Origin of the sequence: Microbacterium sp. JZ37 (genome assembly GCF_035188445.1) — a bacterium.
GTDB classification, from domain to species: Bacteria; Actinomycetota; Actinomycetes; order Actinomycetales; family Microbacteriaceae; genus Microbacterium; species Microbacterium barkeri.
This window is the reverse complement of sequence record NZ_CP045253.1, coordinates 131,909-151,533: the sequence shown is the minus strand read 5'-3', so window position 1 is coordinate 151,533 and position 19,625 is coordinate 131,909. Positions and strand designations below refer to the sequence as shown.

General features: G+C 69.9%; 18 protein-coding genes. 15 read left to right on the top strand and 3 right to left on the bottom strand.

The window, feature by feature from the left end:
* Positions 1-2 precede the first annotated feature (2 nt).
* The 5 genes from GC092_RS00705 (at position 3) to GC092_RS00685 (ending at position 6,802) form a co-directional block, all read left to right on the top strand.
* Positions 3-1,037: an Eco57I restriction-modification methylase domain-containing protein gene (locus tag GC092_RS00705; RefSeq protein WP_324013469.1), complete on the top strand. Its 1,035-nt coding sequence runs from the start codon at positions 3-5 to the stop codon at positions 1,035-1,037.
* Positions 1,038-1,169: 132 nt separating this feature from the next.
* A complete protein-coding gene (locus tag GC092_RS00700; protein WP_324013468.1) occupies positions 1,170-2,933 on the top strand; it encodes a DUF262 domain-containing protein in 1,764 nt (587 codons plus the stop codon).
* A 158-nt stretch (positions 2,934-3,091) separates the two neighbouring features.
* Positions 3,092-5,425 carry a phosphoribosylformylglycinamidine synthase subunit PurL gene (purL, locus tag GC092_RS00695; RefSeq protein ID WP_324013466.1) on the top strand — a complete coding sequence of 778 codons (2,334 nt, stop codon included), beginning with the start codon at positions 3,092-3,094 and terminating at the stop codon, positions 5,423-5,425.
* Positions 5,425-5,568 (top strand): hypothetical protein, encoded by a 144-nt coding sequence (locus tag GC092_RS00690; RefSeq protein WP_282979923.1) that lies wholly within the window; start codon positions 5,425-5,427, stop codon positions 5,566-5,568. Before purL ends, GC092_RS00690 begins: the two co-directional genes overlap by 1 nt.
* Positions 5,569-5,953: 385 nt before the next feature.
* The gene (locus GC092_RS00685; RefSeq protein ID WP_324013464.1) at positions 5,954-6,802 is read left to right on the top strand and encodes a cation-transporting ATPase; all 849 of its coding nucleotides are present in this window, start codon (positions 5,954-5,956) and stop codon (positions 6,800-6,802) included.
* 77 nt (positions 6,803-6,879) lie between these two features.
* On the opposite strand, the gene GC092_RS00680 is transcribed toward GC092_RS00685, so the two are convergent.
* Positions 6,880-7,821 carry an SDR family oxidoreductase gene (locus GC092_RS00680; protein ID WP_324013462.1) on the bottom strand — a complete coding sequence of 314 codons (942 nt, stop codon included), beginning with the start codon at positions 7,819-7,821 and terminating at the stop codon, positions 6,880-6,882.
* 143 nt (positions 7,822-7,964) lie between these two features.
* On the opposite strand from GC092_RS00680, the gene GC092_RS00675 reads away from it, so the two are divergent.
* The 4 genes from GC092_RS00675 to GC092_RS00660 all read left to right on the top strand — a co-directional run bounded on the left by GC092_RS00675 (position 7,965) and on the right by GC092_RS00660 (position 11,729).
* Positions 7,965-8,807: a helix-turn-helix transcriptional regulator gene (locus GC092_RS00675; RefSeq protein ID WP_324013461.1), complete on the top strand. Its 843-nt coding sequence runs from the start codon at positions 7,965-7,967 to the stop codon at positions 8,805-8,807.
* Between the two features lie 37 nt (positions 8,808-8,844).
* Positions 8,845-9,708 carry a serine hydrolase domain-containing protein gene (locus GC092_RS00670; RefSeq protein WP_324013460.1) on the top strand — a complete coding sequence of 288 codons (864 nt, stop codon included), beginning with the start codon at positions 8,845-8,847 and terminating at the stop codon, positions 9,706-9,708.
* 146 nt (positions 9,709-9,854) lie between these two features.
* A complete protein-coding gene (locus GC092_RS00665; protein WP_324013459.1) occupies positions 9,855-10,730 on the top strand; it encodes a serine hydrolase domain-containing protein in 876 nt (291 codons plus the stop codon).
* 129 nt (positions 10,731-10,859) lie between these two features.
* A complete protein-coding gene (locus GC092_RS00660; protein ID WP_324013458.1) occupies positions 10,860-11,729 on the top strand; it encodes a serine hydrolase domain-containing protein in 870 nt (289 codons plus the stop codon).
* A gap of 19 nt (positions 11,730-11,748) precedes the next feature.
* On the opposite strand, the gene GC092_RS00655 is transcribed toward GC092_RS00660, so the two are convergent.
* Entirely contained in the window at positions 11,749-12,327 is a 579-nt protein-coding gene (locus tag GC092_RS00655) for a TetR/AcrR family transcriptional regulator (protein ID WP_324013457.1), read from the bottom strand.
* Between the two features lie 95 nt (positions 12,328-12,422).
* On the opposite strand from GC092_RS00655, the gene GC092_RS00650 reads away from it, so the two are divergent.
* The gene (locus tag GC092_RS00650; protein ID WP_324013456.1) at positions 12,423-13,610 is read left to right on the top strand and encodes an MFS transporter; all 1,188 of its coding nucleotides are present in this window, start codon (positions 12,423-12,425) and stop codon (positions 13,608-13,610) included.
* 86 nt (positions 13,611-13,696) lie between these two features.
* Entirely contained in the window at positions 13,697-14,548 is an 852-nt protein-coding gene (locus GC092_RS00645; protein ID WP_324013454.1) for a hypothetical protein, read from the top strand.
* A 91-nt stretch (positions 14,549-14,639) separates the two neighbouring features.
* On the opposite strand, the gene GC092_RS00640 is transcribed toward GC092_RS00645, so the two are convergent.
* A complete protein-coding gene (locus GC092_RS00640; RefSeq protein ID WP_324013453.1) occupies positions 14,640-15,197 on the bottom strand; it encodes a TetR/AcrR family transcriptional regulator in 558 nt (185 codons plus the stop codon).
* Positions 15,198-15,278: 81 nt separating this feature from the next.
* Here GC092_RS00640 and GC092_RS00635 point away from each other — a divergent pair, with 81 nt between their 5' ends.
* The 4 genes from GC092_RS00635 (at position 15,279) to GC092_RS00620 (ending at position 19,569) form a co-directional block, all read left to right on the top strand.
* Positions 15,279-15,656, top strand: a complete 378-nt coding sequence (locus GC092_RS00635) for a hypothetical protein (protein WP_324013452.1) — start codon at positions 15,279-15,281, stop codon at positions 15,654-15,656.
* Between the two features lie 57 nt (positions 15,657-15,713).
* Positions 15,714-16,835 carry an ABC transporter ATP-binding protein gene (locus GC092_RS00630; RefSeq protein WP_324013451.1) on the top strand — a complete coding sequence of 374 codons (1,122 nt, stop codon included), beginning with the start codon at positions 15,714-15,716 and terminating at the stop codon, positions 16,833-16,835.
* Positions 16,832-17,620: an ABC transporter permease subunit gene (locus tag GC092_RS00625; RefSeq protein ID WP_324013450.1), complete on the top strand. Its 789-nt coding sequence runs from the start codon at positions 16,832-16,834 to the stop codon at positions 17,618-17,620. The genes GC092_RS00630 and GC092_RS00625 overlap by 4 nt, the downstream gene beginning before the upstream one ends.
* A gap of 239 nt (positions 17,621-17,859) precedes the next feature.
* Positions 17,860-19,569, top strand: a complete 1,710-nt coding sequence (locus GC092_RS00620; protein ID WP_324013449.1) for a cytochrome c biogenesis protein CcdA — start codon at positions 17,860-17,862, stop codon at positions 19,567-19,569.
* The last annotated feature ends 56 nt before the right edge of the window (positions 19,570-19,625 follow it).

The window sequence follows — 19,625 nt, the reverse complement described above, 5'->3', positions numbered from 1 at the left end:
CGATGGGAAAGAAATTCGATGTCGTGATAGGCAACCCTCCCTATCAGGAGGAGGCGCAGGGCGACGGCACCCGCGACACACCGGTGTATCACCTGTTCATGGACGCTGCATATGAGGTCGCCAACAGGGCCGTGCTCATCACGCCGGCACGTTTCCTGTTCAACGCCGGATTCACTCCGAAGGCGTGGAACGAGAAGATGCTCGCGGATCGGCACCTGAGTGTCCCGCACTACGTCCCGAACAGCAACGATCTGTTCCCTGGAACCGATATCAAGGGCGGGATCGCGGTCACCTACTGGGACGCAGAGCGTGACGACGAGCCGATCGACACATTCACCAGCTACCCGGAGCTTAACGAAATCCTCCACAAGGTCAACGTGGCTCACGACGCGTCGATCGCACCCACCATCACCAGCTCGCGCTCATTTCGCTATACCGACGCGCTGTACGACGAGCACCCGGAAGCGCGATCGCTCCGTCCCGACGGCAATGCAGCGCTGGTGAACACAAACACGTTCGAACAATTCTCCTTCCTGTATCACTCGCAACAGCCGCAGGATGGGCAGGACTATGTGCGCGTTCTCGGCTTGATCAAGAATCGTCGACTGTCCCGCTGGATTCGCGGGGAATACGTCGCCGGTCCTGAGAGCTTCAATAAGTTCAAGGTTGTCGTCACGGCTGCGAACGGTTCTGGAACCTTCGGTGAAGCACTCTCTAGCCCGCTCGTCGCGGAACCTAATGTCGCGGTCACTCAGACCTTCATCACGATCGGGGCATTCGACGACGAGGTTCACGCGCAGGCGTGTCTCAAGTATGTGAAGACGAAGTTTGCGCGCGCGATGCTCGGCATCTTGAAGATCACGCAGCACAACCCGGCGAAGGTCTGGAAGCACGTCCCGCTTCAAGACTTCACAGAGACTTCTGACATCGACTGGAGCAGGCCAGTTCCCGAGATCGACCAGCAGCTGTACGCGAAGTACAGGCTCGATGACGCGGAGATCGATTTCATCGAGTCGCGCGTGAAGCCAATGGAGTGACGGCCCGACTTCGTCATCGGCCGCGGCTCCCATAGCCCGCGATTTCGGTTACCTGCGATAGCTTTGCTCGGTACGAGATCCCCCTGCGTTCGTGCACCGGAGCGCCGAGTCCTCACCGTTGCAAGGAGCCCAATGTCCTTCCAGACTCCTCGGAGCATTGAAGAGATGCTGGCCGCGATCCACAAGCGCGAGTACCTGATGCCCGCCATCCAGCGCGAGTTCGTGTGGGGCACGCGACAGATCGTCCAGCTTTTCGACAGCCTCATGCGCGGCTACCCGGTCGGATCGTTCCTCTTGTGGGAAGTTCATCCAGAGACGGCACAGTCTTACACGTTCTACGAGTTCCTCACGCACTTCCACGAACGGGACAACCCCTACGCGGGTCGCGCCACGGTAATGCCGGGTTCCGGCACGGTCGCGGTCCTCGACGGACAGCAACGGCTCACGTCACTGAACATCGCGCTCTACGGCAGTTTCGCGGAGAAGAGGAAGTATGCGTGGTGGAATAGCGCAGATGCCTTCCCTACCAAACGCCTCTACCTCAACCTCGCTGAAGAACCGGCCGATGAGGAACTGGGGCTGAAGTACGACCTGCAGTTCCTCAGCGATCGGGAAGCAGTCCCTGCGGACGGAGAGCCGGACAAGTGGTTCCGCGTCGGCGAAGTGCTCGGGCTTTCCGACGCTGGGCCCGCGATCATGTCACAGCTCGCGAACCGGGGCCTTGCTGGCGACGCGGCTGCGTTCCAGCGCTTGTACGACCTCTACCAGGCCGTGCGGATGCTGAAGCCGATGAACTACTTCCTGGTCACGGACCAAGACCCCGACAAGGTCCTCGAGATCTTCGTCCGCATTAACAGCGGCGGCACACCGCTGTCGTACTCCGACCTTCTCCTGTCCATGGCGACGAACCAGTGGAGGGAGCTGGACGCTCGCGAAGAAGTCCGTTCGCTCGTAACCGAACTGAACGGCAACGCCGGTCGCCAGTTCTCTTTCTCAAAGGACGTCGTTCTCAAAGCCGCACTCGCCATCGCCGGCGTGGATCTTCGCTTCAAGGTGGCGAACTTCACACAGGCCAACATGGCGCTGGTGGAGGCGAAATGGCCGGAGATCGAAAACGCCCTGTTGCGCGCAGCGACCCTCCTTCAGCAGTTTGGTTTCAACGATCGCAACCTCACGGCGAATAGCGTCATCGTGCCGGTTGCGCACTACCTGCATCTCCGCGGGGTCTCGGACTCCTATCTCGATTCGACCGCCGACGCAGCAGATCGGCTTACGTTGCAGCGTTGGGTCACCCGCTCCCTCATCAAGCGAGGCATATGGGGTTCAGGGCTCGACACGACGCTCGCACGAATCCGCGACGCACTCACATCAAGTCGACTCGACGCATTCCCTGTTGATGCGGTGGAGGCAGCGATGGCTGCCGTAGGGAAGGGCCTGTCCTTCGACTCTGCAGAGATCGACGAGCTGCTCAACCTGAAGTACGGTGGGCAGCGCACGTTCGCGGTCCTGTCGGTTCTCTACCCTGGCCTCGATTTGAGCAAGAAGTTCCACGAAGACCATGTCTTCCCGAAGTCTCGCTTCACACCGAAGAAGCTCCGCGCTGCCGGCCTCGACGAGAGCCAGATTGAGGCGTTCGTGACGAGTGTTGACCTCCTGCCCAACCTTCAGCTTCTGGCAGGAACCGCAAACATCGAGAAGCAGGACGTTCTTCCGGCACAGTGGATCGCGACGGCGTTCCCGACGACGGATCGTCAGAGGACATACATCGATGAGAACGATCTCGCTGACCTTCCTCTCAATCTGTCGGAGTTCCTCGAGTTCTTCAACGCGCGCAAGGCAAGAATGCGTGAGCGGCTTGCGGAAGCACTGGGCGCGAAGGCGAACACGAACGGATAGGGCACCGAACGGCGAAGCCGCGCCCTCAAAACTGCACCGCCGCGTGTGCGAGGCTCTCGCGAGAGTGTCCGCCGCCATCCCCCACCCCTCAACCGCCTCACGCCCCGCCCGGTAGACTCTCCCTCGTCCGCTCCCCCTCGCCCCTCAGGAGCTTCCGCGTGACCACGCCCGCATCATCCGCTGCCCCGCACGCCCACGTCGCCGACACCGTCGAGAACGCCGTGGCCACTCCCGAGAAGGAGCAGCCGTACGACGCGCTGGGTCTGAAGCCCGACGAGTACGAGCAGATCAAGTCCATCCTCGGCCGCCGCCCCACCTCGGGCGAGCTGGCGATGTACTCGGTGATGTGGAGCGAGCACTGCTCCTACAAGAGCTCGAAGATCTACCTGCGCCGCTTCGGCCAGAAGGTCAGCGACGAGATGCGCGAGCGCCTCATGGTCGGCATGGGCCAGAACGCGGGCGTCGTCGACGTCGGCGAGGGCTGGGCCGTGACCTTCAAGGTCGAGTCGCACAACCATCCGTCGTACATCGAGCCGTTCCAGGGCGCCGCGACCGGCGTCGGCGGCATCGTCCGCGACATCATCTCGATGGGTGCGCGCCCGGTCGCCGTCATGGACCAGCTGCGCTTCGGCGCGATCGACCACCCCGACACCGCGCGCGTCGTGCACGGCGTCGTCTCGGGCATCTCGTCGTACGGAAACTGCCTCGGCCTGCCGAACATCGGCGGCGAGACGGTCTTCGACTCCGTCTACCAGGCCAACCCCCTCGTCAACGCGCTCGCGGTCGGCGTCATGCGCCATGAGGACATCCGCCTCGCCAACGCGACCGGAGTCGGCAACAAGGTCGTGCTCTTCGGCGCCCGCACGGGCGGCGACGGCATCGGCGGCGCCTCGATCCTCGCGTCGGACACCTTCGCCGACGGCGGCCCGACCAAGCGCCCTGCGGTGCAGGTCGGCGACCCCTTCGCCGAGAAGGTGCTCATCGAGTGCTGCCTCGAGCTCTACAAGGGCGACCTCGTCGAGGCCATCCAGGACCTCGGCGCCGCGGGCATCTCGTGCGCCACGAGCGAGCTCGCCGCGAACGGCGGCTCGGGCATGAAGGTCGAGCTCACGAACGTGCTCCTCCGCGACCCCTCGCTCACGCCCGAGGAGATCCTCATGAGCGAGTCGCAGGAGCGCATGATGGCGATCGTCGCTCCCGAGAAGCTCGACGCCTTCCTCGCCGTCACGTCGAAGTGGGATGTCGAGACGAGCGTTCTCGGCGAGGTCACCGGGGATGGCCGCCTCGTCATCACGTGGGACGGCGAGACGATCGTCGACGTCGACCCCTCGACCGTCGCGGTCGACGGCCCCGTCTACGAGCGCCCCGTCGCCTACCCGACGTGGATCGACGCCCTCCAGGAGGACTCGGCGTCGGCGCTCCCGCGCCCGACCGAGCCCGAGGCCATCCGCGAGCAGTTCACCCGGCTCGTCGCGAGCCCGAACCTCGCCGACACCTCGTGGATCACGAACCAGTACGACTACTACGTGCTGGGCAACACGGCCCTGTCGTTCCCCGACGACGCCGGCATGATCCGCGTCGACGAGGAGTCGGGCCTCGGCTTCTCGATCGCGACCGACGCCAACGGCCGCTACTGCCAGCTCGACCCGTACGCGGGCGCGCAGCTCGCCCTCGCCGAGGCGTACCGCAACGTCGCCGTCACGGGCGCGACGCCGACTGCCGTCACCGACTGCCTGAACTTCGGCTCGCCCGAGAACCCCGAGGTCATGTGGCAGTTCTCGCAGGCCGTCGACGGCCTGTCCGACGCGTGCCTCGCCCTCGGCGTGCCGGTCACGGGCGGCAACGTCTCGTTCTACAACCAGACCGGCGACACCCCGATCCACCCGACCCCCGTCGTCGGCGTGCTGGGCATCATCGACGACGTCGCGCGCCGCATCCCGAGCGGATGGCAGGACGCGGGCGAGAACATCTACCTCCTCGGCATCACGCGCGAAGAGCTCGACGGCTCGGCCTGGGCCGACGTCGTGCACGGCCACCTCGGCGGACGCCCGCCGGCCGTCGACCTCGAGGGCGAGAAGCGCCTCGCGGGCCTCATCGCCGCCGCACGCGACGAGTGGCTCATCTCGTCGGCGCACGACCTCTCGGAGGGCGGCCTCGGCCAGGCCCTCGCCGAGGGCGTGCTGCGCTTCGGCGTGGGCGCGCGCGTCTGGCTCACCGAGATCCTGGAGCGCGACGGCGTCGACGCCGCGACCGCCCTGTTCAGCGAGTCGACGGGCCGCGTCATCGTCACGGTGCCCCGCGAGGAGGACGTGAAGTTCCGCGGACTCTGCGAGGGCCGCGGCTACCCCGTGCTCCGCATCGGCGTCACCGACACCGTCGCCGACCTCGAGGTGCAGGACGTCTTCACCGTCTCGGCCGCCGAGCTCCGCGAGCTGTCGACCTCGACGCTGCCGAAGCACTTCGGCCCGACCGTGGTCGAGCCCACCGCCTGATGACGACTCCGGAAGAGGACGACGAGTTCGCCGCGTACTCGACGCAGCGCACGCGCCGCATCCGCATCACGGCGTGGATCGCCATCGTCGCGCTCATCGCGACGGGCGGCGGCTCCGCGCTGTTCGCGCTGCTCTTCCCGTAAGCCATCGTCTTCGACGCGCAGCGGCCATCCGGATCTCCTCGGATGGCCGCTGTCGCGTTGTGGGGGCTTCTCTCCGGCGTCCTCCCTGGGGCCTGTCTCCCTCGGGCATGTCTCGGTCGTGGCGATTCCTCCCTCCGGCATGTCTCACTCGTTCAGGTTTCCGGGGCGGTTTGGCCTGCATAAGCGAGACATGCGAGGGGCGGGGAGCCGCTCACACCGCGCGCATAAGGTCGGCGGATAGCTTCGGTCGCACAGAGGGAGTACTTCCACCGCGGTCGACCCGTCAGTACGGACTCGCCATCGAGTCCCGGGCGGCCGGCTCCGTATCCGGAGCGAAGGAGACTTTGGCAGACGTCGGCTGCGCCGACCCTTCCGGAAGGACCCCATGAGCAGGCTCAACCAGTTCATCAAGCTCGCGAAGAAGGCCATGGACGCGAGCTCCTCCTCGTCCTCGTCGCAGCGCGGCTCGTCGAGCACCGACTGGATGGCCAAGGCACGCGGCGCCGTCGACTCGCTCCTCGGGGACGAGCGGTCGGCGAGCCCCCAGCCGAGCCACCGCCAGGACCCCGCGCCTGATACGCGGCGCGGGACCGGGCTCACCCCTCCTCCGTACCCCGCCCAGCATCCGTCGGCGTCGCGCTCGGCGCGCACCGCGCCATCCGGATCCGCGCAGGACCGCGCCGCGATCGCCCGCTACGACTACCTCCTGCAGACCGCGCGCCCCGATCAGATCGAGCAGGTGCACCGCGAGGCCTTCGCGCGGCTCACCCCCGAGCAGCGCGCGCAGGTCGCCGAGCGGATGCGGTCGGAGCTGCCCCCGTACGAGCACCCGCGCTCGTACGATGCTCCCGAGCTCGCCCGAGTCGCCGCTCGTGCGGAGGCGTCGCAGCCGGGCAGGCTCCGCGGGCTCCTCGCCCGCACGCGGACGGTCGGCATCGCCGGCGGCGCCGTCGCGGGCGGCCTCGCGGTCGGCGGAATCCTCGCGGCGGTCGCGGGCGGCGCAATCCTCACGAGCATCGGCTCCGAGATCATCGGCCACGCTCTCGGAGCCGGCGTCGACTTCGACGCCCTCGCGGAAGGTGTCGACGTGTCGGCGATCGCCGAAGGTGCTGGCGGCTTCGTCTCGGAGGCCGGCGAGTTCACGCAGGGCCTCGGCGACCAGGTGTCGGAGGCCGGCAGCGGTCTGGGCGACCTCGCGTCGGAGTTCGGGCTCGGCGACTTCTTCGGGCGCTGAGCCCCCCCCTGCATGTCTCGCTTTTTCACCCCAAACGGCAGCGGAAGGGTGCATAAGCGAGACATGCCGATAGGGGCCTACGCCCCGAAGCGCACGCCGGTCAGCTGCTCCGACACCTCCCACACGCGGCGGGCGTCCTCGGCGCTGCGCAGCGGACGGTACAGCGCGTGCTCGGCGGGAGCTCCCCCGAGGTGGCCGGGCCCACTCGGGCCGTAGAGCGCTCCGGGCTTCGCCGTCGCGTCCGTCGCCGCCATGAGCGCCGGGAGCCCCGCGCTCTCCAGCGTGCCGAGAAGGATGCCTCGGGCCGACAGCCAGCGGATGATCCGCACTCCCGTCGTGTCACCACTCCGGCCGATCTCGGGCCGCGCGGCGAGCAGACTCGTCGGAGCCACCCCCGGATGCGACAGGTTGCTCGTGATGCCCCACCCGTGCGCACGGCTGCGGCGCTCGAGCTCGAGGCCGAACAGCCCGAAGGCGATCTTCGACTGGCTGTACGCGCGCTGCCCGTCATAGCGGCGCTCCCACTGCAGGTCGTCCCAGTTGATCCGTCCGCGCCGCGCCGCGATGCTCACCTGCGACGTGACCCGCGCCCGCCCCGCGCGCAGCAGCGGCAGGATCCGCCCGACGAGCGCCACGTGCCCGAGGTGATTCGTCCCGAACTGCAGCTCGAAGCCATCCGCCGTCGTCTGCCTGGATGGCGGCGTCATCACCCCGGCGTTGTTCACGAGGAGGTGCACGGGGCGGCCCTCCTCGAGAAGAGTGTCGCCGAGCGCCGCGACGGAGTCGAGCGACGACAGGTCGAGCGCGCGCAGCACGAGCCGCGCGTCGGGGCGGCGCGAGCGGATGGCCGCGGCAGCGGCCTCGCCCTTCGCCGCGTTGCGGACGGGCATCACGACCTCGGCGCCAGCCGCGGCGAGGCGCTCGGCGATGACGAGGCCCATGCCGTCGCTCGCGCCCGTGACGATCGCGCGCTTGCCGCGCAGGTCGGGGATGGTGATGTCGATCGGATGGCGTGGCATCGGCATGCTCCTCGGCTCGGATGGCTGTCGCATCGATGCTCGTCGAGTGCGGCAGGCGCATCCAGGGACTGCCGATCCGCCCCTCGCGAGAGGGGGATCCGCGAACCGTGGCACACGGGGCGCGGGTCGTGTGAGATGGGGACGTGACCACGATCGACCGACCCGCGCTCGCGGAGTTCCTGCGGCGGCGCCGCGAGGCGCTCCAGCCCGAGGACGTGTGCCTCGCCCGCGGAAGCCGACGCCGCACGGCCGGGCTGCGCCGCGAGGAGGTCGCTGCGCTCTGCCACATGTCGACCGACTACTACGCGCGTCTCGAACGCGAGCGCGGGCCGCAGCCATCCGCTCAGATGCTCGCCGCGATCGCGCAGGGCCTGCGCCTCTCGCTCGCGGAGCGCGACCACCTGTTCCGGCTCGCGGGTCAGCAGCCGCCCGATCGCGGGTCATCCGAGCACGTCAGCCCCGGGCTCATCCGCATCCTCGATCGCCTGACGGACACCCCCGCCGAGATCGTCACGGAGCTCGGCGAAACCCTGCGGCAGACGCCCGCCGGCGTCGCGCTCACGGGAGATCTCACGGCGCACGAAGGCCCGTTCCGGAGCATCGGGTACCGGTGGTTCGCGGATCCCGACGCTCGGCGGCTCTACGCCCCCGAGGAGCACGCGTTCCTGTCGCGGATGTACGGGTCGGGGCTGCGCGAGCTCGCCACGCTGCGCGGTCCGTCGTCGCGGGCGGCGCGGTACGCCGAGCTGCTCCTGGCCGAGAGTGCGGAGTTCCGCGAGCTGTGGGAGCGCCACGAGATCGGCATCCGGCCGCGCGACGTGAAGCACTTCGTCCATCCGGAGGTCGGCGCCCTCGAACTGCAGTGCCAGCGGCTCATCGACCCGGAGCAGTCGCACTGCCTGCTCGTGTACACCGCGACGCCGGGCTCGGAGAGCGCCGAGAAGCTGCGCCTGCTGTCGGTGATCGGCGCGCAGTCCCTGGCGTGAGCCGGCGGGGTGACACCGACCCTGGGAGACTGAGGACGTGACCCGCGCGCAGACCGTACTCGACCGCATCGTCCGCGGCGCCGAGGAGCAGGGCTTCGTCGCCCACGGTGTGCACGTCCGCATCGGCGACGACGCGGCCGCGCACCTCTGGGCCGAGGACATCCGCCGCGACATCCACTCCGCCGCGAAGGGCGTGTGCGTGATCGCGGCGGGCATCGCCTCCGACGAGGGCCTGTTCGATCTCGACGCCCCTGTCGCGACGTACCTCCCTGGCATCGCGCTCGGCGAGGGCGTCGATACCGTCACGACGCGGCACCTGCTGACGATGACGAGCGGCATCGACTTCCCGTGGTCGGAGACGATGATGACCGACTGGCCCGATCTGGCGCGGGAGTTCCTCGGGCGTCCGTCGCGGGGCCGCGTCTTCCAGTACTCGAACGCGAGCACGTACACGGCCATGCGGGCGCTGGGCGCGGTCGTCGGCGACGTGCACGGATGGCTCGAGCCGCGGCTGTTCGCGCCGCTCGGCATCGTCGGCTCGGCGTGGGAGCGCTGTGCGAACGGGTGGATCGTCGCGGGCGGCGGCCTCTCGCTCACGCTCGACGAGTTCGCCCGGATCGGTCGCCTCATCCGCGACGGCGGGCGGTGGGATGGCCGACAGCTCGTCTCGCGCGGATGGATCGACGCGATGCACAGCGACTGGATCGAGCGCGACGCGAATCCGGGGTACGAGCGCTACGCCCTCGCCGGCTGGGGAGGGCCCGGGGAGGCATGGCGGCTTCACGGGGCGTATGGTCAGCTGCTCATCTTCCTCGACGATGCCGTCGTGACGATCACGGCCGGCGATCACTTCGGCGCCGACGAGATGGCGGCGAAGGCGGTCGCGGCGCTGTTGCGGTGACACTCCCGTCGGTGTCTCGCTCCTGCGTCTCCGCCACCACGGTCGACGGACGACCCATGTCTCACCCGCCGCGGTTATTCGCCCCGCTTACCCGCGGCAATCGAGACATGCAGAACCGGGCGTCGGAAGCCTGGCAGACTGACCGCGTGACCGCGGCACAGACAGCCCTCGACCGCTTCGTCCGCGCCGTCGATGCAGAAGGGCTCGGCGCGTACGGCGCGCACGTCCTCATCGGCGACAGCACGGCCGAGCACCGGTGGCGCAGCGACGACCGCGAGAACGTCTACTCCGTCTCGAAGGGCGTCTCGGCGCTGGCGATCGGCATCGCGATCGACGAGGGCCTCGTGACGCTCGACGAGCCCATCCGCTCGTACCTCCCCGAGCTGGAGTTCGGCGCGGGTGCCGAGGAGGTCACCCTCCGGCACCTGCTCACGATGACGAGCGGCATCGACTTCGCGTGGTTCGGCGACGAGCCGGTCCGCTGGGACGACCTCGCTCAGGAGATGCTGCGTCGGCCATCCCGCGGGCGCGTCTTCCAGTACTCCGACGCGAGCACGTATGTCGCGATGCGGGTTCTCGGCGCCCGCGTCGGCGACGTCCGCGACTGGCTGCTGCCGCGGCTGTTCGATCCGCTCGGCATCCACAATCCGCAGTGGCATCGGTGCCCGCTCGGATGGATCGTCGGCGGCTCGGGACTCGAGCTCCGCACATCTGAACTCGCCCGAATCGGGAGACTCCTTCGCGACCGCGGAGCGTGGGATGGCCGGCAGCTCGTCTCCGCCGAGTGGATCGACGCGATGCACGGCGCCTGGGTCGACGTCGGAGAGCCCCCATATGCCCGCTACGGCATAGCCGTGTGGGAGGGCCCCGGTGACGCCTGGCGCCTCGACGGACGCTACGGCCAGTACGTCATCGTGCACGAGCGACGCGACGCCGTCCTGACGATCACCGCGCACGAGGAGTCCCGCGACCACCGTCTGGCCGAGCTGGCCGTCGAGGCGCTCGACGGGTCCGTCCCCTGACCCATGTCTCACTCGCCGCGGGTTTCCACCCCGCTTACCCGCGGCAATCGAGACATGCAGACGCGGCGCGAGGCAGTGCGCCGCACGGGCCCTCGACGGAACCCCGCAGGCGCCTGGCAGACTGAACCGATGACCTCGGCACAGGCCATCCTCGACCGATTCGTCCGAGCCGTCGATGCAGAGAACCTCGGTGCGTACGGCGCGCACCTGCTCATCGACGACGACACGGCCGAGCACCGGTGGCGCAGCGACGACCGCGAGAACGTCTACTCGATCTCCAAGGGCGTCTCCGCCCTCGCGGTCGGCATCGCGATCGACGAGGGCCTCGTGAGCCTGGATGAGCCCATCCACTCCTCCCTCCCCGGCATGCGGCTCGGCGAGGGCGTCGAGGAGGTGACCCTCCGGCACCTCCTCACCATGACGAGCGGCATCGACTTCGAGTGGTTCGCGCTCGACCCCGTGCCCTGGCCCGACCTCGCGCAGGAGATGCTGCGCCGGCCATCCCGCGGCCGCGTCTTCCAGTACTCCACCGTCAGCACGTACGTCGCGATGCGCGTGCTCGGCGCGGTCGTCGGCGATGTGCGCGACTGGCTCCTGCCGCGCCTGTTCGATCCGCTCGGCATCCACAACCCGCAGTGGCATCGCTGCCCTGCCGGATGGATCGTCGGCGGCAGCGGCCTCCAGCTCCGCACCGAGGAGGTCGCGCGCATCGGGCGGCTCCTCCGAGACCGCGGAGCGTGGGATGGCCGGCAGCTCGTCTCCGCGGAGTGGATCGACGCGATGCACTCCGATTGGGTCGACACCGGAGCGCCCGAGCCATCCGCCCGGTACGGACTCGCGGCCTGGGGCGGGCCGGATGGCACCTGGCGACTCGACGGACGCTACGGCCAGTACGCGATCATCGACCCGGCGCGGAACGCGGTCTTCACGATCACCGCGCACGAGGAGACACGTGACGCCCGCCTCGGCGAGCTCGCCGTGGAGGCACTGCGCGGGTGACCCGTGATCGGGCCCCGCGTCACGGGGCCGCGAGGCGACGCGCGGCCTCGATGACCGCCGCGCGATAGCGCTCGTCGTCGGTCCCGACGCCCGTGATCATCCGGACCACCTGCGGCACCAGGGCGCCGTATCCCGCAAGCGCGAGCAGGAGCACGTGCAGCATGTCGGCATCGAGCGAGGTCGTGAGCGCGCCTGCGTCCTGCGCCACCCGGATCTCATCGGTGCGGCGCGCGTACCGCTCGACGCGCTTCTCCTCATCCGGCACGGCGTCGGTGTAGGCCAGCGCCTCCCATGCAAGCAGGCGGATGAGCTCGGGATGCGCCTGATTGAAGTCGACGAGTCGCGATTCGAATCCGCCGACATCGTCGATGCCCGTGGCGACGTACGGAACCGACACCGCCCCCTCCGCGACCTTCTCGCGAAGCACGAGCGCGAACAGCTCGGGCTTGCCGCCGAAGTAGTTGTAGACCCGTTCCTTGTTCACGCCCGCGCGCTTCGCGATCCGCTCGATCGTCGTGCCGTGCTGGCCGTGCGCGACGAACTCCTCCGTCGCCGCCTCGATGATCTTGCGCTTCGTGCCCTCGACGTCCCAGGCCATCGGCTTCCTCATTTCCAACGCCAGCGTTGCTTATTGCCCTCCACGGTACTACAGTGACTTCCAACGTGAACGTTGGATTTAGTGAAGAAGGCACCATGACCGAGTCAGCCAGCCCCCGAGGGATGTCCGCGGGCGCGACGCTCCTGTTCGCCGTCGCGGCGGGCGCCGCCGTCGGCAACCTCTACTGGGCGCAGCCGATCCTCGACGCGATCGGCGCGGACGTCGGCGTCTCCGCGAGCACCGCGGGCCTCATCATCACGGTCACGCAGCTCGGCTACGCCGTCGGCGTGTTCTTCCTCGTCCCGCTCGGCGACGTCGTCGACCGCCGGCGCGCCATCCCGCTCTTCATGCTGCTCGCCGCCGCGATGCTCGGCTTGAGTGCCCTCGCGCCGACCTTCCCGATCCTGCTCGCGACGCTCGGGCTCGTGGGCGTGAGCACGGTGTCGGGGCAGTTCCTCGCGCCGCTCGCAGGCGACCTCGCGACGGATGCGCAGCGGGGGCGCGTGCTCGGCACCGTCGCCTCGGGGCTGCTGCTCGGCATCATGATCGCGCGCGCCGTGAGCGGCATCGCGACCGACCTCATCGGATGGCGCGCGCTCTACGCCCTCATCGCGCTCGTCATGGTCGTGCTCGCGTTCGTCATGTGGCGCTCGCTGCCCCGGCTCGAGCCGCGGGCGCGGGTGTCGTACCCCGCACTCCTGGCATCGGTGCTGCGCACGCACCTCGTGAGCGCGACCGCGCGAGCGGTGGGGCTCATCGGCGCGGCGGCGATGGCGAGCTTCACGCTCTTCTGGACGGCACTCACCCTCCTCCTCTCGGCCGAGCCCTTCGGCTTCTCCGCGACCCAGATCGGCCTCGTCAACCTCGTCGGGATCGGCGGCGCGGTCGCGGCGCAGCTCGTGGGGCGCCTCTACGACCGCGGGCTCGCGGTGCCGGCGATCGGCGCGGGTCTCGTTCTGGCCATCCTCGCCTTCGCCGTGTCGGGCGTCGCGCCGCACTCGCTCGTGGCGGTGATGGCGTCGATCGCCCTGTACTCGATCGGCGTGCAGTCGGTCATGGTCCTCACCCAGACCCGCATGCTCGCCATCGACCCGTCGGCGCGCAGCCGGCTGAACACGGTGTTCGTGGTCGGCAACTTCCTCGGCGGCTCGGTCGGCTCGACGCTCGCGGTCGCACTGTGGGATCTCGGCGGGTGGCCGCTCGTCATGGTCGCCGCCGCGGCCATCCTCGCGTTCGCGCTGGTCGTCTGGACCCTCCAGCGCCGACGCTCGCTCGCCCTCTGACCCGACGCCTCCCTGGGCATGTCCCCCGGAGGCGCGGGGCTCGAGGGCCGCCCCCTACGACGGAGCCCCGCGCCTAGCATGGCCCCGTGGGGATCTTCGAGTTCATCGGCAACAACTGGTGGCTGTGGTTCATCTTCGGCGGCCCCATCGTCGCCGGAGTGAGCAGCGCCGCCAGCTGGTGGTCGAAGCAATCCAAGCTCCGCCATAAGCGTCGGCTTGAACTCCTGAAGGCACAGAGCGAAGCCCGCGCGGTCGAGATGCAGGCGCGGGCGCAGCTCAAGGCGTCGAAGGCGCAGGATGGCCCCGCCGAAGACATGGAGGCCGACGACGCAGCGAGCCGGCAGGCCAGGCTCGCGCGCCTCATGGCAACGCACGACGAGGTCATGCACCGCTGGCTCGACTACGAGCTCGACGTCGCGAAGCTCATCGCGTTCCCGACGATGAGCGACGGCCGCCAGCCCCTGACGGCCGCCTTCCTGCGGGCGAAGAAGGTGGCGGATGGCCTCCGCCCGGCATCCGCGGACGTCAAGATCGATGCAGCGACGCTCGCGGAGTACCGCGACGCTGTGCACGACTTCGAAGTCGCGTTCGACATCGCCGAGCAGGATGCCCGGCGTGTGCGCGACAGCGGCTTCACCGAGGACGAGCGCCGACGCCTCGACCGCGCGCAACAGCTCCTCCGCACCGCGGTCGACCAGTCGGCCACAGCGGCCGAGCGCCAGATCGCGTACAAGCGCGTGCGCGAGGAGCTCGACGGGCTGATCGTCCTCTCTGACGACGCGATCGAGGTGCTCGAGAAGCAGGTCGCCCCTGAACTCGAGGCCGGGCGCCCTGCCGCGACGCCGAAGCCCCGAGAGACCCCGAAGCCCCGGGAGACCCCGAAGGCCCCGGCGCAGCCCGAGCGGACGCCCCTGCGCCCGCCAGCACCCGAGGCCTGAGCCCTCCTGCGGCACCACCTCGACGACGACCGCGAGCCCGCGCACGCGGCGATCGAAGAGGGCCGCGGGGCCTGGACCGCTCGGCGCGGGGTCACCATCCGAGCGCGGCGACCCACGAGCGCGCCAGCTCATCGGGATCGGGGATGGGCCGCCCCGCGAAGCTCGCCACGAACGCCTCGTGCAGCGCCGCGCCCGTGAGCAGTGACGCGACGGCATCGACATCGCGGGCCGGAGCGACGCGGCCGAGGCGCTGCTCCGCCCGGAGGTACTCCGCCACCAGGCGGCGCGGCGCCTCCGGCCCGCCGCCGCGCGCCTCGCTCTGCGCACGCCAGCCGGCGAGCGTCTCCCGGTCGCCGAAGAGCGCTGCCGCGATGGGGAAGCCCGCCTCGTAGAACGCGAGCAGCGCGACGACAGCGCGCTCGAGGTTCTCGCGCAGGTCGCCTTCCCCGGGACGGACATCCGCGAGCGGCTGCGGCAGACGCTCGCGGAGCACCGCGGCGAACAGCTCCTGCTTGCTCGGGAAGTGCTTGTAGAGCAGGGCCTCCGAGCAGCCGGCGGCCCGCGCGATGGCCTTGGTCGTGGACTTGACCACGCCGAGGTCGCGCATCACGGTCGCCGCCGCGTCGACGATGCGGTCTCGAGTCGACATGACGTCCTCCGGTTGACAGGTGAGTATTCACTCACCACTCTAGTGGGTAAGTATTCACTCACCACTTCGAAGGACGGCTCCGTGCTTGAGAACCTGCGGCTCGCGCTGCTGATCATCCATCTCGTGGGCACGTCGGCGATCGTCGGCGCGTTCATCCTCCAGATGCCGTGGCGCAAGGACTTCGACTTCTCGCCCCTGCTCATCGGCTCGATCGTGCAGGTGCTGTCGGGCAACGCGCTCATCGCCGTCCGGATGATCTCGGGCGCGGGAGTCATCGAGGCGAAGATGATCGTCAAGCTCGCTCTCGCCCTGGTGATCCTCGGGCTCATCATCGCCGCCATGGTGCGACAGCGCCGCCTGCGCTCCGCGGGCTCCGACGACCGAGCACTCCGCCCTCTGCTGCACATCGCCGGCTGGCTGGGGGTCGTCGAGATCGCGGTCGCCGTGCTGTGGCATTGAGCGGACGCGCGCTCGCGCCCCTTTGGCTGCGGCCGGCACGGCGCTACGTTGAGGCACATGGCGGCGATCGAGACGAAGGCGCTCCACAAGCGGTACGGGCAGCGCACGGCCCTGCACTCCCTCGACCTGCGGGTCGAGCCCGGCACGGTGTTCGGGCTCATCGGCCCGAACGGCGCCGGCAAGACGACGACGCTGCGCATCCTGCTCGACGTCATCCGACCATCCGGAGGCGAGGTCCGCGTGCTCGGCGAGGACCCGCAGCACGGCGGCCCCGCGCTGCGCCGCCGCATCGGCTACGTCCCTGGCGAACTGCGGCTGGATGGCCGCACGACCGGGCGCGGGATGCTCGACTTCTACGCGAAGGTCTCCGGCCCCGTGCCGGCCGGGCGGATCGACGCGCTCGCCGAACGGCTCGGGCTCGACCTCGACCGCCGGGTGCGCACCCTCTCGAAGGGCAACAAGCAGAAGCTCGGGCTCGTGCAGGCGTTCATGCACGAGCCCGAGCTGCTCATCCTCGACGAGCCGACGAGCGGCCTCGACCCGCTCGTGCAGCGGGCGTTCCTGCAGCTCGTGCGCGAGGCACGCGACCGCGGGCAGACGATCCTGCTGAGCTCGCACGTGCTGAGCGAGATCCAGCAGGCGGCCGATGAGGTCGCCGTCCTGAGCGCGGGCCGCGTCGTCGCGGCGGGCGACGTCGCCTCGCTGCGCCTCGGGGCCGTGCGCCGCATGCGCGCGGGCATCGCAGACGCCTCGGTCGCATCGGTGCGCGATGCGCTCGGCCGGACCGGCGCGGAGACGACCCTGCATGACCTCGAGGTGACGGATGGCACGGGCCATGTCCGCGTGGCGGTCACGATCGAGGGCGACGTCGACCCGATCGTGAAGGCGCTCGCCCGGTTCCGCGTCGTCGACCTCACCCTCGAGGAGCCCGACCTCGAGGAATCCGTGCTGCGGCTGTACGGCGAGGGAGCGGGCGCAGAAGCCGCCCCGTCCCGCCGACCGGCGACGCCGCCCTCATCCGCGCCCGCGGACCCGCCGCCATCCTCGCCCGCACCCGCACCCGCACCATCCGATCCGCCGCGCCTCCGACGCGACCGCCGGCGACAGCCATCCGGAGCCGCCTCATCCGGAGACCTGCCCTCCGCCGGGCCGGTCCAGCACGAGGGAGGCGCCCGATGATCCCCGTGTTCATCCGCACGCTCGCCGAGTCGTGGCGCGGCCTCCTCGTCTGGACGCTCGCGCTCACCGCCGTGATGATGCTCTACCTCTCGCTCTACCCGAGCATCGGCATCGACGGGCAGATGATGCAGATGCTCGAGACCCTGCCGCCCTCGCTCGTCAACACCCTCGGCTTCGACCAGATCACGTCGGGCGCGGGCTACGCGCAGGCGACGTTCTACGGCATCCTCGGATTCGTCCTGCCGACGGTCGCCGCGATCGGCTGGGGCTCCGCCGCGGTCGCGGGCGCCGAGGAGCAGGGGCGCCTCGAGCTCGACCTCGCCCACGGCATCTCGCGCACGGGCTACGTCGCCGGGCAGGTGCTCGCCCTCGTCGCACGGCTCGCATGGCTCGGCGTCTACTCGGGGTGCCTGCTGCTCGCCGTGAACACGCCGTTCGAACTCGACCTCGCGCGCGAGAACGTCATCCCGCAGACGCTCGCCGCGATCGGGCTGTGGCTCTTCAGCGGCGGGGTCGCGCTGCTCGTCGGCTCCCTCTTCGGCCGTCGCGCGTGGGCGATGGGTGCGGGTGCGCTCGTCGCGGCGGCGGCGTTCCTCTTCAACGGCGTCGCCAACCAGAACGACGACTTCGACGCGCTCCGCGCCCTCTCCCCGTACTCGTGGGCCTATCACGAGAGCCCGCTCCGCGAGGGATGGACGGATGGCCTCTGGCCGCTGTGGATCGGCGTCGTGCTGCTCCTCGCGGGGAGCGTGGTCGCGCTCACGCGGCGCGACCTGCGCGGCTGACCCCGCCGGAAGCGAGACACGCACAGCCGCCCCCGCCGGGAAGCGAGACACGCGCGGCCGCCCCCGCCGGAAGCGGGACACAACGCAGGAGAAACCGGGCCGCCCGAACCCGGACCTCGCGTAATCTCGCGGCTCCCCTCAGCGCGCGCTCGCAGATCTCCTGCACCGTGTCCCGCACCCCGCCCCAATCCGCTCGACCTCCCGCCACGAAGAGGAGTCAGCGGAGAAGGGAAGCGCACATGTCACTGGCCATCATCGGGTTCCTCGGCGGACTGATCACGGGGATCTCGCCGTGCATCCTCCCCGTCCTGCCCGTCATCTTCCTCACGGGCGGGGCGCAGTCCGCCCGGAGCGGCGCCGACGACGGCAGCGTCTCACGCTGGCGCCCCTACCTCGTCGTGCTCGGTCTGATGACGAGCTTCACGCTCGTGACCCTGCTCGGATCCCTCGCGCTCGGGGCGCTCGGCCTGCCCCAGGGCGTCATCCGATGGGTCGGCATCGCGCTGCTGGCGCTCATCGGCCTCGGGCTGCTCGTGCCGGCGTTCGAGCGGCTCCTCGAGAAGCCGTTCACCTGGCTGCCCCAGCGCGAGGTCTCGAACCGCCGCAACGGGTTCGCCGTCGGGCTCGCGCTCGGCACGGTCTTCGTGCCCTGCGCGGGGCCGGTGCTCGCGGCGATCATCGTCGCGGGGTCGACCGGTCGCATCGGCCCTGAGACCGTCGTCCTGACGATCGCGTTCGCGGTGGGCGTGGCCATCCCGCTCCTGCTGTTCGCGCTCGCGGGGCGCGGCGTCATCGAGCGCATCCGCGCCTTCCGCCGCCGCGAGCGCGGTCTGCGGATCGCAGCCGGCGTCGCCATGCTCGCCCTCGCGGTGGGCCTCGTGCTCGATGTCCCGGCCGCGCTCCAGCGGCTCGTGCCCGACTACACCTCGACGCTCCAGCAGCAGCTCGCCGAGGATGAGGGCGTGCAGGACGCGCTCGACCTCGGCGGCATCGTCACCGACGAGAACCGCGATCTCGATCAGTGCACCAACGGAGCCGACGAGCTCGAGTCCTGCGGCACGGCGCCCTCGATCCGGGGGATCGAGCAGTGGCTGAACACCCCGGGCGGCGCGCCCGTCGACCTCGAGAGCCTCCGCGGCGAGGTCGTGCTCATCGACTTCTGGGCCTACTCGTGCATCAACTGCCAGCGCAGCATCCCCCACGTCGTCGCGTGGGACGCAGCGTACCGCGACGCGGGGCTGCGGGTCATCGGCGTGCACTCGCCCGAGTACGCGTTCGAGAAGGACGCGGCCAACGTGCAGGCGGGCGCGGACGCCTTCGGCATCTCCTACCCGGTCGCCCTCGACAACGACCTCGCGACGTGGACGAACTACCGCAATCGGTACTGGCCGGCCCACTACCTCATCGACGCCGACGGGACCGTCCGGCACATCTCGTTCGGCGAGGGCAACTACGCCGCGACCGAGCGGATGATCCGCGAGCTCCTCGTCGATGCCGACCCCGCGGTCGCGCTCCCCGACCCGACCGCCGTCGACGACCGCACCCCCGTCGAACCGGATCGCACACCCGAGACGTTCCTCGGCTGGACGAAGGACGTCAACTACGCGGGCGCCACACCGTACACGGGCGGCACGGCCCGCTTCGCCCTCCCCGACGAGCAGCCCCGCGACACGTTCGCGCTCGAGGGCTCCTGGACCATCGAGACCCAGTTCGCGACCCCGGCCGACGCGCCCGCGACCATCCGCCTCGCCTATTCCGCGAGCGAGGTGCGCATCGTCCTCGCGGGAGAGGGGAGCATCACCGCGCGCGTCGACGGCGGAGCCCCCGAGGAGATCGCGGTCTCCGGCACGCCGCGCTCCTACGAGCTGCGCAGCGGCGACGCGCGCGAAGGCGAGATCGAGGTGACGGTCGATCCGGGCGTGGAGGTCTACTCCTTCACGTTCGGCTGAGCCGTGGGCACGGGAGCGGCGGATGGCCCCGGGCCGTCCGCCGCTCCCGTCGCGTC

Excerpts from the sequence above, each read along its gene's own strand:
- GC092_RS00620 (WP_324013449.1), top strand. The coding sequence starts at position 17,860 with ATGTCACTGGCCATCATCGGGTTCCTCGGCGGACTGATCACGGGGATC.
- GC092_RS00685 (WP_324013464.1), top strand. The coding sequence starts at position 5,954 with ATGAGCAGGCTCAACCAGTTCATCAAGCTCGCGAAGAAGGCCATGGAC.
- GC092_RS00660 (WP_324013458.1), top strand. The coding sequence starts at position 10,860 with ATGACCTCGGCACAGGCCATCCTCGACCGATTCGTCCGAGCCGTCGAT.
- GC092_RS00690 (WP_282979923.1), top strand. The coding sequence starts at position 5,425 with ATGACGACTCCGGAAGAGGACGACGAGTTCGCCGCGTACTCGACGCAG.
- GC092_RS00705 (WP_324013469.1), top strand. The coding sequence starts at position 3 with ATGGGAAAGAAATTCGATGTCGTGATAGGCAACCCTCCCTATCAGGAG.
- GC092_RS00650 (WP_324013456.1), top strand. The coding sequence starts at position 12,423 with ATGACCGAGTCAGCCAGCCCCCGAGGGATGTCCGCGGGCGCGACGCTC.
- GC092_RS00700 (WP_324013468.1), top strand. The coding sequence starts at position 1,170 with ATGTCCTTCCAGACTCCTCGGAGCATTGAAGAGATGCTGGCCGCGATC.
- GC092_RS00630 (WP_324013451.1), top strand. The coding sequence starts at position 15,714 with ATGGCGGCGATCGAGACGAAGGCGCTCCACAAGCGGTACGGGCAGCGC.
- GC092_RS00640 (WP_324013453.1), bottom strand. The coding sequence starts at position 15,197 with ATGTCGACTCGAGACCGCATCGTCGACGCGGCGGCGACCGTGATGCGC.
- GC092_RS00625 (WP_324013450.1), top strand. The coding sequence starts at position 16,832 with ATGATCCCCGTGTTCATCCGCACGCTCGCCGAGTCGTGGCGCGGCCTC.
- GC092_RS00655 (WP_324013457.1), bottom strand. The coding sequence starts at position 12,327 with ATGGCCTGGGACGTCGAGGGCACGAAGCGCAAGATCATCGAGGCGGCG.
- GC092_RS00680 (WP_324013462.1), bottom strand. The coding sequence starts at position 7,821 with ATGCCACGCCATCCGATCGACATCACCATCCCCGACCTGCGCGGCAAG.